This window comes from Labedella gwakjiensis (assembly GCF_003014675.1).
In the GTDB taxonomy this organism is placed as follows: Bacteria; Actinomycetota; Actinomycetes; order Actinomycetales; family Microbacteriaceae; genus Labedella; species Labedella gwakjiensis.
Genome location: NZ_PYAU01000001.1, coordinates 1,688,475 through 1,700,715, shown reverse-complemented (window position 1 = coordinate 1,700,715; position 12,241 = coordinate 1,688,475). Strand labels below are relative to the sequence as shown.

At 68.4% G+C, this 12,241-nt stretch carries 9 protein-coding genes; 2 read left to right on the top strand and 7 right to left on the bottom strand.

Annotation, left to right across the window (positions count from 1 at the left end; all coding sequences use genetic code 11):
- Window positions 1-47 precede the first annotated feature (47 nt).
- The 6 genes from CLV49_RS08040 to chvE all read right to left on the bottom strand — a co-directional run bounded on the left by CLV49_RS08040 (window position 48) and on the right by chvE (window position 8,339).
- Entirely contained in the window at window positions 48-1,343 is a 1,296-nt protein-coding gene (locus CLV49_RS08040; protein ID WP_106563074.1) for an ABC transporter substrate-binding protein, read from the bottom strand.
- 123 nt (window positions 1,344-1,466) lie between these two features.
- Window positions 1,467-2,474, bottom strand: coding sequence for a LacI family DNA-binding transcriptional regulator (locus CLV49_RS08035; protein WP_106563073.1), 1,008 nt, complete (start codon window positions 2,472-2,474; stop codon window positions 1,467-1,469).
- Between the two features lie 702 nt (window positions 2,475-3,176).
- Window positions 3,177-4,355 carry an ROK family transcriptional regulator gene (locus tag CLV49_RS08025; protein ID WP_106563071.1) on the bottom strand — a complete coding sequence of 393 codons (1,179 nt, stop codon included), beginning with the start codon at window positions 4,353-4,355 and terminating at the stop codon, window positions 3,177-3,179.
- A 45-nt stretch (window positions 4,356-4,400) separates the two neighbouring features.
- Window positions 4,401-5,606: a multiple monosaccharide ABC transporter permease gene (mmsB, locus tag CLV49_RS08020; RefSeq protein WP_106563070.1), complete on the bottom strand. Its 1,206-nt coding sequence runs from the start codon at window positions 5,604-5,606 to the stop codon at window positions 4,401-4,403.
- On the bottom strand, window positions 5,603-7,153 hold the full coding sequence (gene mmsA / locus CLV49_RS08015; RefSeq protein WP_106563069.1) for a multiple monosaccharide ABC transporter ATP-binding protein: 1,551 nt from the start codon (window positions 7,151-7,153) through the stop codon (window positions 5,603-5,605). The genes mmsB and mmsA overlap by 4 nt, the downstream gene beginning before the upstream one ends.
- A gap of 73 nt (window positions 7,154-7,226) precedes the next feature.
- Window positions 7,227-8,339 carry a multiple monosaccharide ABC transporter substrate-binding protein gene (gene chvE, locus CLV49_RS08010; RefSeq protein WP_106563068.1) on the bottom strand — a complete coding sequence of 371 codons (1,113 nt, stop codon included), beginning with the start codon at window positions 8,337-8,339 and terminating at the stop codon, window positions 7,227-7,229.
- A gap of 276 nt (window positions 8,340-8,615) precedes the next feature.
- Between chvE and xylA the strand changes: the two genes are divergently transcribed.
- Window positions 8,616-9,809 (top strand): xylose isomerase, encoded by a 1,194-nt coding sequence (xylA, locus tag CLV49_RS08005; protein WP_106563067.1) that lies wholly within the window; start codon window positions 8,616-8,618, stop codon window positions 9,807-9,809.
- A gap of 124 nt (window positions 9,810-9,933) precedes the next feature.
- On the top strand, window positions 9,934-11,325 hold the full coding sequence (xylB, locus tag CLV49_RS08000) for a xylulokinase (protein ID WP_106563066.1): 1,392 nt from the start codon (window positions 9,934-9,936) through the stop codon (window positions 11,323-11,325).
- Window positions 11,326-11,381: 56 nt separating this feature from the next.
- On the opposite strand, the gene CLV49_RS07995 is transcribed toward xylB, so the two are convergent.
- Window positions 11,382-12,176 carry a putative protein N(5)-glutamine methyltransferase gene (locus CLV49_RS07995; RefSeq protein WP_243696642.1) on the bottom strand — a complete coding sequence of 265 codons (795 nt, stop codon included), beginning with the start codon at window positions 12,174-12,176 and terminating at the stop codon, window positions 11,382-11,384.
- Between the last annotated feature and the right edge of the window lie 65 nt (window positions 12,177-12,241).

Below are 12,241 nucleotides of genomic sequence, written 5' to 3'. Positions count from 1 at the left end.
GGTGGGCCGTGGAACGCGTCCACGGCCCACCGATTCGGGCAGAGGGGTCAGCCGACGATGTCGTCGACGCCGCTCTGGTACTTCTCACCGAGCTGCTGCTGCACCTCGGCAGGGCTCAGGGTGCCGTTGAGCAGCTCCTGCAGTCCGGCGTTCAGGTCGTCGTAGAACGTCGCCGTGGGCCAGTCCGGGTAGAACGCGAGGCCGTCGCGCTCCGTGAGGGTGTTGAAGTTCGCGATGAGTTCCGCGCTCTTCTCGTCCGTGATGTCGGCCGGATCGGCGGCGACGGGCACGCCGCCGTTGTTGCCGATGAGGGCCTGGATCTCCGGGCGCATCGTGATGTCGATGAACTCCGCGGCGAGGTCCTTGTTCTGGGCACGCTCCGGGATGACCCACATGTTGCCGGCAGAACCCGGCGCCATCTCCGACTCGGGGAAGAGGAACGTCCCGAAGTCGAAGTCGCTGATTTCCGTGGTGAAGCGGTTGTGCCACCAGCTGCCCGAGAAGAAGATCGGGTAGGTGCCGTTGATGAACGACGTTCCGGCGTCCTCGGCCTTGAGGCCGGTCGCGTCGGCGCTGATGTAGCCCTTGTCGGTCCAGTCCTTCACGGTCTCCGTGGCGTAGCTGATCTGCTCGTCCTCGAAGTCGACGTCGTCGGTGTAGAGCTGGTACGCGTCGACCCAGTCGCGGTCGGCCTTCGAGAGGGCGAGCTGGTACCAGAGCTGACCGAGCGGGTACTCCGCGGCCGACTCGGCGAGGGGAGTGACGCCCTCGTCGACGAACGCCTGCATGACGTCCTCGAACTCGTCGATGGTGGTCGGGATCTCGAGCCCGGCCTCCTCGAACATGTCGACGTTGTAGTACACCTCGACGAACTCACCGTAGTTCGGGACGCCGTAGTAGCTGCCCGAGCCCATGATGCCGCTCTCGTCGTAGCGCGCGGTGGTCTGGAGCGACGGAGCGAGCTTGTCGGCCCAGCCGTACTCCTCGTACGCGTCGTCCATCGAGGAGAGCAGACCCTGGCTGGCGAGGAGGCCGGCCGTCGCGTTGCCCTTGTTGTACTCGAGGATGTCGGGGGCCTCGTCGGAGTTCAGGACCTGGCTCGCGGTGGAGCGGATCTGCTCGAAGGCCTTGGCTTCGAACTCGACCGTCGCGCCCGTCTCCTCCTCGAACGTCTTGATGGCCTCGTCCCAGGCGATTCCCATCGCGCTGGTCTCGCTCTCGAAGTGCCAGAGGGTGAGGACGTTGTCGTCCTCGCCTCCGCTGGAGCTGCCGGAGCAGCCGGACAGGACGAGGGCGCTGGCTGCGAGCAGCGCGGCCCCCGTGATCTTCTTGCTGTGCTTCATTTTCCTACCTCTCTGGAGAAAATGCGGTGGAACGGAAGGCGCACCGCGCGCCTGGGGTGAGTCGAAGCGTTTCGACAGTTTCGAAAGACTGTCGAAGCCGTTTCCGGTCTCTGGTCGGGTCGGTCAGGGGGGCGGAGCGATCGAGTCGAACGATCGATACTCCGGCGCGACGTACTGCACGCGGGGGGACGGGGGGAACGGAAGGGAGTCGATGAGGAGGTCGACGGCGACGTCGCATGTGGCCGTCGCGATCAGGGGGATCACGTCGATCGCCGGCTCGAAGCGGCTCGTGTCGAACGTGGAGCCGAGGGAGATCACGGAGAGATCCGCCGGAACGCTGATGCCGCGCTCGGCGAGATAACCGAGGACCGCCGCCTGGACCGACTCCTGCGCGTGCAGGATGAGCGCCGACGGCGGCTCGTCCGCCTCGAGCAGCGCCTGCACGGTGGCGCGCACCGACGCGCCGTCCGTCTCCGTGGTGACGAACTCCCCGTGGAGGCCCATCGCCTCGGTGTACGCACCGAACTCGGCACGGACGCGGAGGGGGAAGTTCGAGCCGCGCTCGTAGATCTCCTCGGGGTGACCGATGTGGGCGATGCGACGGTGGCCGAGTGCCGTCAGCCGGTCGACGGCCAGCCGGGTGGCGGCCTCGAAATCGAGGTCGACGCACGCGAGGTCCGTCGTGTCGTCGGGGATGCCCACGAGGACCGTCGGCAGACCCAGGGAACGGACGAGGTCGACGCGCTCGTCTCGGGCGGACACGTCGAGCACGATGATGCCGTCGACGAGCCGACTGGAGGCCACGCGGGCGAGGCCCTTGGTGGCCTCGTCCTCGGTGAGGAGCAGGATGTCGTAGTCGTGTCGACGAGCGGCCGTGGCCACGGCGAGCACGAACGCCATGTGTGCCGGCGCGTACGTGTCGTGTCGCAGCGGGGCGGTGACGGCGAAGATCTGGGTGCGCGTCCCCGCCATCATGCGGGCGCCGGCGTGGGGCTGGTAGCCGAGCTTGCTCGCCGCGTCGGTGACGCGTCGGCGCGTCGTCTCGGCGATGGACCGCTTGCCGCTGAGGGCGTAGGAGACCGTGCTGATGGACACACCGGCGGCACGAGCGACGTCGTGGATGGTGGTCATGGCGACTCCGTTGTCTGGCACCGTGAGGGTTCGGGGAGGCGATCGTTGAAACGCTTCGACGATCGATGACTGCCACGTTACGTCACACATCCGCCGAGCGCAACACATATGTGGCCCACGGCAACATAAACGTTATGAACGGAGGTCCGCGATGCCCACACCCCACCGTCTCCGCGCGATCACGGTGATCGTCGTCGCCGCCGCGAGTCTCCTCACGGCGTGCTCGACACCCGCAGCCGACCCCACTCCGGGCGCATCGGCCACCCGTGCCGGAACCGGGGAGATGAGGCACGACCTCGAGCCGCTCACCGACCGGTTCCCACGCCTGACGGCGGCGACGGACGCGACATGGATGTCGGGCACCCCTCGGCGACGACCGCGTCCCGGGTCCGAGCACGTACTGGATCGACGCCGTCGTCACGCTCGACGACTCCGACTACGCGGCCCTCCTCACGGAGACCGATGCGCAGCCGACGACCGAGACTCCCGTCCTCGACCCCGGCCTCGAGGACGAGCTGCCCGACGGACCCTTCCTGCGGTCCGACGCCCTCGACGCGCTCTTCTCCCCGGACGAGTACCGGAGCGTGGTGTTCCTCGACGACGACACCCGGACCGTCGTCCTCAGCAGCCGCTTCGAATAGTTCGCCGACGACCCCGAGCCCGTCGACGGGTGGTGACCACCCCGACAACGGTGGCCGATCGTCAGAGGTCGGCGCGGGCGACGACGCCGTCGAAGACGAGCTCCGCCGCTCCGACGAGGAGCAGGTCGCTGCCGAGTTCCGCGCGCACCACGGTGACGCTCTCCCACGGAGGCTGCAGCGTGTGGGAGGCGAGGAGGTCGAGGAAGTAGTCGGACTCGAGGTCGAAGAGGGCTCCGAGGAACCCTCCGAGGACGACCTTCTCCGGGTTCAGGATGTTGATCATGTTGCGCACGCCCACGCTCAGGATCCCGAGCTGACGATGCACCTCCGCGCGGACCTCGGCGCGCTCGTCGGCGACGAGAGCCGCCTCGAGCTCGTCGAGGCTCGCGCTGCGCAGCCCGAGCACGCTCAGGAGGCGCTGCTGACTCACGCTCTGCTCGAGCTCACCCTCCGTCGCGTCCGAGTCCGGCGGAGCCGCCACGCGGTTGTGACCGAACTCCCCGGCGTACCCCTCCGCCCCGTTCACGAGCTCGCCGTTCACGATGATGCCGCCGCCGATGCCGCTCGGCCCGCCGTTCATGTAGAGCATGTGGGTCGCGTCGATCGCCGCGCCGAAGAGGTTCTCGGCGCGCGCGCCGAGGTTCGCGTCGTTCGCCGCGAGCACGGGGAAGCCCGTGGCCTCCTCGAGGAGTCCGCCGAGCGGCTCGTCGCGCCATCCGAGGTGCGGCGCCCATCGCACGCAGCCGTCGGCGGCGCGCACGAGACCGGGAACGGCCACCCCGATACCCGCGATGCGGTGCTCCGGGGTGAGGTCCTCCCGGAGCTCGCCGAGCAGACGGCTGGCGATCTCCACTGCTTCGACGACCGTCGGGATGGTCTCGGTCTCGAAGCGCACGCGCCGCAGGACCTGACGGTCGAACGTGACGAGCGCCATCGTGACGGCGTCGATCTCCGGCACGATCGCGATCGCGACGACGGTCGACGAGGCCTGCACGACGGGGCTCGGACGCCCCACCTGCTTGGTCGACCTCGGCTCCACCTCGAGGACGAGGCCCCGCTCCACGAGCTCCGACACGAGGCCGGAGATCGTGGAGCGGTTGAGCCCCGTCTCGCGCGTCAACTCGGCCCGCGACGCGGGACCCGCCCGGTGCACGCGGCGGAGGATCGTCGAGAGGTTCGCCGACGCTGCCCGCTCCGGCCCCCCGGGCCTGTGGGTCTCGTCTCGTGAGGGTGTGGACATCGACGGGTTCTCCTTGCGCGTACGGGACGGCTCGGGGCGAACCCCTTACATCCGTGGTCCTCTCCGCTTGCTCACCACATCGAGCGCGACGGCCAGGAGGAGCACGAAGCCCTTGATGACCTGCTGCCACGCCGAGTCCACGGAGAGGATCGACAGTCCCATGTTGAGGACACCCATGATCATCGCACCGATGACGGCGCCGATCACGGTGCCCACACCGCCCGTGACCGCCGCGCCACCGATGAAGGCGGCCGCGATCGCGTCGAGCTCGTAGGCGTTACCGGCCGACGCGACCGCACCACCCGCTCGAGCCGCCGTCACGATCCCGGCGAGCGCGGCGAGCACTCCCATGTTCACGAAGATGAAGAAGTTGACCCACTGCGTCTTCACGCCGCTCATCTGCGCTGCGAAGAGGTTGCCGCCCATCGCGTAGACGTGCCGCCCGAAGACCGTGCGGTTGAGGATGAACGTGTAGAGCAGGATGAGGGCCGACAGGATGATGAGGATGATCGGCAGTCCGCGGTGTCCCGAGAGGAGCCACGCGAAGAACAGCACGGCCACGGACATGAGCACGAGCTTCACGATGAGCATCCGGCCCGACTCCACGGGGAGACCGAGGGACAGCTGCTTCCGCCGGGCGCGCACCTGCTGCAGCGCGACCGCGATGACCACGACGATCGCCGCGATGAGGGTGATGACGTCGTGACCGCCGAGCATCGTGCCGAACGGTTGCGGGAGCGTTCCCTTTCCGATCGCCACGAAGCCCGCGGGCAGCGCGTTGATCGTGCCGCCCGTGAGCAGCACGAGGGTCAGTCCGCGGAACAGGAGCATGCCGGCGAGTGTCACGATGAACGCCGGTATACCCACGAAGGCGATCCAGAAGCCCTGCCAGACGCCCACCAGAGCACCCACGAGCAGGCCCACCAGGACGGCGCCGAACCACGGCAGGTCCCACTGCACGATCGCCGTGGCCGTGACGGCACCCACGAGGGCGACGACCGACCCGACCGAGAGGTCGATGTGGCCCGCGATGATCACGATCACCATGCCGACCGCGAGGATCAGGACGTAGGCGTTCTGCTGGATGAGGTTGTTGATGTTCGCCGGCAGCAGGAGCTTTCCGCCCGTGAGCACCTGGAACAGGATCACGATGATCGCGAGGGCTCCGAGGATGCCGTACTGCCGGAGGTCCACGCGCAGGCGCAGGCGGCGCCCCTCGGAACCGGGTTTCTGCGCCGAGATGGTGCTCATCGCTCGTCGTCCTTTCCTGCGGTCATGTAGTGCATGAGCGTCTCCTGGTCGGCGTCCGCCCTGGACACCTCGCCGGTGATCCGGCCCTCGGAGATCGCGTAGATCCGATCGGACAGCCCGAGGAGCTCGGGAAGCTCCGACGAGATGACGATCACGGCCTTCCCCTGCGCGGCGAGCTCGTTGATGAGGCCGTAGATCTCGTACTTCGCCCCCACGTCGATCCCGCGGGTGGGCTCGTCGAGGATGAGGACGTCCGGGTGCGTGTGCAGCCATTTGCTGAGCACGACCTTCTGCTGGTTGCCGCCCGAGAGTCGACCGGTGAGCGTGGCGACCGACGACGTCTTGATGTTCATCGACGAGCGGTAGCTCTCCGCCACCTGGTACTCGCGCAGCCCGTTCACGATGCCCCACTTCGCGAGGCGACCGACCGCGGCGGCCGAGATGTTGACGCGGATGTCACCGATCAGGTTGAGCCCGTACCGCTTCCGGTCCTCGGTGGTGTACGCGATGCCGTTGCGGATGGCCTCGTCGATCGTCCGCGTGGAGATCTTCTTGCCGTCCTTGAAGACGGTGCCCGAGATGCCCACGCCGTAGCTGCGACCGAAGATGCTCATCGCGAGCTCCGTGCGCCCGGCGCCCATGAGTCCCGCGAATCCGACGATCTCGCCGGCCCGCACCGAGAAGCTCACGTCGTCCGAGACGAGCCGCGAGGAGTCGACCGGGTGATGCACGGTCCAGTGCTCGACCCGGAACTTCTCCTCGCCGATGTCCGGCGTGCGCGGCGGGAACATGCTGCTGAGCTCCCGGCCCACCATCGCCTTGATGATGCGGCCCTCGTTCGCCGACGGCTCGGACATGTCGATCGTCTCGATCGTGCTGCCGTCGCGGATGACGGTCACGCGATCCGCGATCCGGCGGATCTCCTTGAGCTTGTGGGAGATGATGATGCTCGTGATGCCCTGCTCGCGCAGGTTGTTGATGAGGTCGAGCAGGTGGGCGGAGTCCTCGTCGTTGAGGGCGGCCGTGGGCTCGTCGAGGATGAGGAGCTTGACCTCCTTCGACAGGGCCTTCGCGATCTCGACCAGCTGCTGCTTGCCCACCCCGATGTCCTGGATGCGGGTGGCCGGGTTCTCGTTGAGGCCGACCCGCTCGAGGAGCACCGCCGCCTCCTTGTTCGTCCGGTCCCAGTCGATGACGCCGCGCGTCTGCAGCTCGTTGCCGAGGAAGATGTTCTCGGCGATCGACAGGTAGGGACTCAAGGCGAGCTCCTGGTGGATGATCACGATGCCGTCGCGCTCGCTGTCGTTGATCGTGCGGTAGCGCGCCTCGTGACCGTCGAACTCGATCGTCCCGCCGAAGGTCCCGTAGGGGTACACCCCGCTCAGCACCTTCATGAGCGTGGACTTCCCCGCGCCGTTCTCGCCGCAGATGCCGTGCACCTCGCCGCGCTTCACATCGACGCTCACTCCGGAGAGGGCCGGAATCCCGTTGAACTCCTTCACGATGTCGCGCATCGTGAGGATGGTGGAGCCGTCCTCTGACGTCATCCTGAGTGCCTTTCGTTTTCAGGGTCGAGCGGTCGGGGTGGCGCTCATCGCGCCACCCCGACCGAGCGGTGAATCAGAGTCCGACGTCCTCAGCGGTGAGGAAGCCCGAGTCGATGAGCTTCGTCTGGACGTCGTCCTTCACGACGACCTCCGGCTGGAGGAGGTACGACGGCACGACCTTCTCGCCGTTGTCGTACGTTTCGGTGTCGTTCACCTCGGGCTCGTCGCCGGCCTTGAGCGACTCGATCATCGCGAAGACCTGCTCGCCGAGCTTGCGGGTGTCCTTCCAGACCGTCATGGACTGCTTGTCGGCCAGGATGTTGATGACGCTCGCCTTGTCGGCGTCCTGTCCGGTGAGGATCGGCCAGTCGGAACCGGGGGTGTAACCGTTCGAGGCGAGCGCCTCGGAGATGCCCTGGGCGAGGCTGTCGTTCGGGGACAGGACCACGTCGACCTTGTCGTCCGTGTAGAACGAGGCGAGACGGTTCTCCATCTCGTCCTGAGCGCCGGCGCTCTCCCAGCCCTGGATGCCGATGGTGGCCCAGTCGTCGTTCGAGGCGGGCTCCTTGCCCGACTTCACGACGAGCTTGCCCTCGTCGATGTACGGCTTCAGCACGTCCCACGCACCCGAGAAGAAGAACTTCGCGTTGTTGTCGTCGGGGCTTCCGGCGAAGGGCTCGAGGTTGAACGGGCCGTCCTCGTTGTCGAGGTCGAGCGTGTCGACGATGTACTGGCCCTGCAGCTGACCGACGAGGTAGTTGTCGAAGGTCGCGTAGTAGTCGACGTTCTCGGTGCCGTTGATGAGGCGGTCGTAGGCGATGACCTTGATGCCCTCGTCTGCGGCGTCCTGGAGCACCGGAGCGAGGACGGATCCGTCGATCGCGGCGATGACGAGAACGTCGGCGCCCGAGGCGATCTGGTTCTGGATCTGGCTGATCTGGGTGTCGGTGTCGTTCTCCGCGTACTGGAGATCCGTGGTGTAGCCGGCGTCCTCGAGGTTCGCCTTGAGCTGCTCGCCGTCGTTGATCCAGCGTTCGAGCTCGCGCGTGGGCATCGAGATGCCGACGCTCTCGATGTCGCCTCCGCCCTCTCCGGCGGGGGTGTCGGACGGGGCGTCGCACGCGGCGAGCCCGATGACGAGCCCTCCGGCCAGGGCGAGACCCAGCAACTTCTTCGTTACGGACATCGGTGCATTTCCTCTCTGAAATGTGATGGGCAACACCGGGATCCGCGTCAGGGTGCGCATCCTCGTAAGTTGCTTGCGTCAACATATAGCACCGCGAGCCCACCATGTGAACGTTTCATCTCAAATCGGCGGCAATCGAGACCTGCGCGTGATTTTGGACTCTGACAGATGCTCCGGGTGCACCGTCGCCGACCGTGACCTTTGACAGGACGGGGCCTGCGCGGATATGTTGTGAGCCGATACTTATCACCGACGTCGTTGAGAACGGAAAGCACCATGTCCCTCACCCCCACACCCGCCGACCGCTTCTCCTTCGGTCTCTGGACCATCGGCTACAACGGTGCCGACCCGTTCGGCGGACCCACCCGCGAACCCCTCGACGTCGTGCGCGGAGTCGAGAAGCTCGCCGAGCTGGGCGCCTACGGCCTCACCTTCCACGACGACGACCTGTTCGCCTTCGGATCGACCGACGCAGAGCGCCAGACGCAGATCGATCGCCTCAAGGGCGCCCTCGCCGACACCGGCGTCATCGTGCCGATGGTGACGACCAACCTCTTCTCCGCGCCCGTCTTCAAGGACGGCGGCTTCACGTCGAACGACCGAGCCGTGCGCCGCTTCGCCCTGCGCAAGGTGATCCGCAACATCGACCTGGCCGCCGAGCTCGGCGCCAAGACCTTCGTCATGTGGGGCGGCCGCGAGGGCGCGGAGTACGACGCGGCGAAGGACATCCAGGCCGCACTCGAGCGCTACCGCGAGGCCGTCAACCTGCTCGGCGACTACGTCACCGACAAGGGCTACGACATCCGCTTCGCGATCGAGCCCAAGCCCAACGAGCCCCGCGGCGACATCCTCCTCCCCACGCTCGGCCACGCGATCGCGTTCATCGAGACGCTCGAGCGCCCCGAGCTCGTGGGCGTGAACCCCGAGGTCGGGCACGAGCAGATGGCCGGACTCAACTTCACCGCGGGCATCGCCCAGGCGCTCTACCAGGGCAAGCTCTTCCACATCGACCTCAACGGTCAGCGCGGCATCAAGTACGACCAGGACCTCGTGTTCGGTCACGGCGACCTGCAGAACGCGTTCTCGCTCGTCGACCTCCTCGAGCACGGCGGCGTGCACGGCGGACCCGCGTACGACGGCCCGCGCCACTTCGACTACAAGCCGAGCCGCACCGAGGACGACAACGGCGTGTGGGAGTCGGCCGCCGCGAACATGCGCATGTACCTGCTGCTCAAGGAGCGCGCGCAGGCCTTCCGCGCAGACCCCGAGGTGCAGGCCGCACTCGAGGCCGCCCGCGTCGCCGAGCTCTCCACGCCGACGCTCGGCGAGGGCGAGACGTACGACGCGCTCCTCGCGGACCGCTCAGCGTTCGAGGACTTCGACGCAGCCGAGTACTTCCACGGCAAGGGCTTCGGCTTCGTCCGCCTGCAGCAGCTCGCGGTCGAGCACCTCATGGGCGCCCGCGGCTAGTCGTCCCACACCCCCGGGCCCCCGGGGTGGAGCGTTTGCGCCGATTCGCGGCGGTGTACTGCCGCGAATCGGCGCAAACGCATGATGTGGGGCGAGGTTCGACAGCGAAGAAGAGGACTACACGATGCTGGTAGCGGGGATCGACTCGAGCACGCAGAGCTGCAAGGTCGTCGTGCGCGACGCCGAGACCGGGGCGCTCGTGCGTTCGGGGCGCGCGTCGCACCCCGACGGCACGGAGGTGGATCCGGCTGCGTGGTGGACCGCCCTCGGCGAGGCCCTCGCGGCCGCCGGTGGGATCGACGACGTCGCGGCCATCGCCGTCGCGGGGCAGCAGCACGGGATGGTCGCGCTCGACCAGCACGGCCGCGTCGTCCGCGACGCCCTGCTCTGGAACGACACCCGCAGCGCCGGCGCCGCCCGCGACCTCATCGCCGAGTTCGGCGCAGAGCAGCTCGCCGAGCGGACGGGCCTCGTGCCCGTCGCCTCGTTCACGATCACGAAGCTGCGGTGGCTGCGCGACGCCGAACCCGACAACGCCGCCCGCGTCGCCGCGGTCGCTCTCCCGCACGACTGGCTCACGTGGCGCTTGCGCGGCTACGGTCCGGCCGACGAGAGCGAGCTCGGTCCCGTGTTGGAGGAGCTCGTGACCGACCGGTCCGATGTGTCCGGTACCGGCTACTGGTCGCCCACCACGGGCGAGTACGACCGCGAGCTCCTCGTCGCCGCCCTCGGCCACGATGCGATCCTCCCGCGCGTGCTCGGCCCGGACGAGTCCGCCGGCCGGACGTCCGCCGGTGTCCTCGTCGGTTCCGGAGCGGGGGACAACGCCGGAGCGGCACTCGGACTCTCCGCCGGTCCCGGCGACGTCGTGGTGTCGATCGGCACATCGGGCACCGTCTTCTCGGTGTCGGAAACCCCCGTCCAGGACGCCAGCGGAACGGTCGCCGGCTTCGCCGACGCCGCCGGACGGTTCCTCCCGCTCTCCGCCACGCTCAACGCCGCACGCGTGGTCGACACTGTCGCGAACGTGCTCGGCGTGGACTTCGACGAGCTCGCGCGCCTCGCGCTCGACGCCGAACCCGGCGCCGCCGGACTCGTCCTCCAGCCGTACTTCGACGGCGAGCGCACCCCCGACCTGCCCGACGCAACCGCGACGCTCTTCGGGATGACGCGTGTGAGCTTCACCCGCGCGGGCCTCGCCCGCGCGGCGATCGAGGGCATGCTGTGCGGACTGGCCGACGGGCTCGACGCGCACCGCGCCCTCGGAGTCGAGGCGAGACGTGTGCTGCTCATCGGCGGCGCCGCACTCAACCCCGCCGTGCGGGAGATCGCCTCGACCATCTTCGACGTGCCCATCGTGGTGCCCGCGCCCGGCGAGTACGTGGCCGACGGAGCCGCACGTCAGGCGGCCTGGGTCGCCCTCGGCGCGGCACCCGAGTGGCCGGTGTCGACCGTCGCAGAACTCGAGGCGCGGCCCGCCACCGTGGTGCGGGAGCAGTACGCGGCCCGTCGCTGACGCCTCACCCCTCCCCACCTGCAGCGTTTGAGCGCGTTTGCACCGCTATACCGGTGTCATCGCGCTCGAACGCTGCAGGTGGCGGCGACGGCCATCGCATCGCGGTCCTCGTCCGTCTCGATGCGGGCGTCGAAGCCGGCGTCGGCGAAGAGGGCGCGGGTGCGCTCGGACTGCTCTGCACTCGTCTCGATCACGAGCAGCCCGCCGGGCGCCAGCCACGCGGCGGCCTCCTGGGCCACGCGACGGTGCATGTCGAGGCCGTCCTCGCCGCCATCGAGGGCGATCGACGCCTCGAAGTCGCGCGCCTCCGACGGCATGTGACGGATCTCGTCCGTCGGCACGTAGGGGGCGTTCACGGCGATCACATCGATGCGCCCGCGCAACTCCACCGGAAGCGGTGCGAAGAGGTCTCCCTCGAACACCCGGTCGGCGCGTTCGACATTGCGTCGCGCACACCGGACGGCCGCCGAGTCGATGTCGGCCGCGAACACGTCGAGCGCGACACCCGCTTCCGCGTCGATTGACGCGGCGAGAGCACCGATCCCACAGCACAGGTCGAGCACGACGGCCCCCGGTCGCGCGGCCTCGAGCGCGAGGTCGACGAGGAACCCGGTCCGCAGCCGGGGGACGAAGACTCCGGGCTCCACCACGAGTCGGATCCCTCGGAACTCGGCCCACCCGAGGATCTGCTCGAGGGGCGTGCCGATGACGCGTCGCTCCACCAGCGCATCGAGCTCCACCTCGGAGGACGCAGACTCCACGAGCAGGGCAGCCTCGTCCTCGGCGAACACGCAACCGGCCGCGCGCAGGCGGGCGACGATGCCGTCGATGTCCGCCTCCGCTGCCCGCACCCCGTCAGGCTAGCGGCGCGACACGCCGGAGGGGAGACGCCGGCCCGCGTGAGGGGGTCGCGGAC

What these genes read in the sequence shown, in the direction of transcription:
- xylA (WP_106563067.1), top strand. Translation starts at nt 8,616, where the DNA reads ATGTCCCTCACCCCCACACCCGCCGACCGCTTCTCCTTCGGTCTCTGG.
- chvE (WP_106563068.1), bottom strand. Translation starts at nt 8,339, where the DNA reads ATGTCCGTAACGAAGAAGTTGCTGGGTCTCGCCCTGGCCGGAGGGCTC.
- xylB (WP_106563066.1), top strand. Translation starts at nt 9,934, where the DNA reads ATGCTGGTAGCGGGGATCGACTCGAGCACGCAGAGCTGCAAGGTCGTC.
- mmsA (WP_106563069.1), bottom strand. Translation starts at nt 7,153, where the DNA reads ATGACGTCAGAGGACGGCTCCACCATCCTCACGATGCGCGACATCGTG.
- CLV49_RS08040 (WP_106563074.1), bottom strand. Translation starts at nt 1,343, where the DNA reads ATGAAGCACAGCAAGAAGATCACGGGGGCCGCGCTGCTCGCAGCCAGC.
- mmsB (WP_106563070.1), bottom strand. Translation starts at nt 5,606, where the DNA reads ATGAGCACCATCTCGGCGCAGAAACCCGGTTCCGAGGGGCGCCGCCTG.
- CLV49_RS08035 (WP_106563073.1), bottom strand. Translation starts at nt 2,474, where the DNA reads ATGACCACCATCCACGACGTCGCTCGTGCCGCCGGTGTGTCCATCAGC.
- CLV49_RS08025 (WP_106563071.1), bottom strand. Translation starts at nt 4,355, where the DNA reads ATGTCCACACCCTCACGAGACGAGACCCACAGGCCCGGGGGGCCGGAG.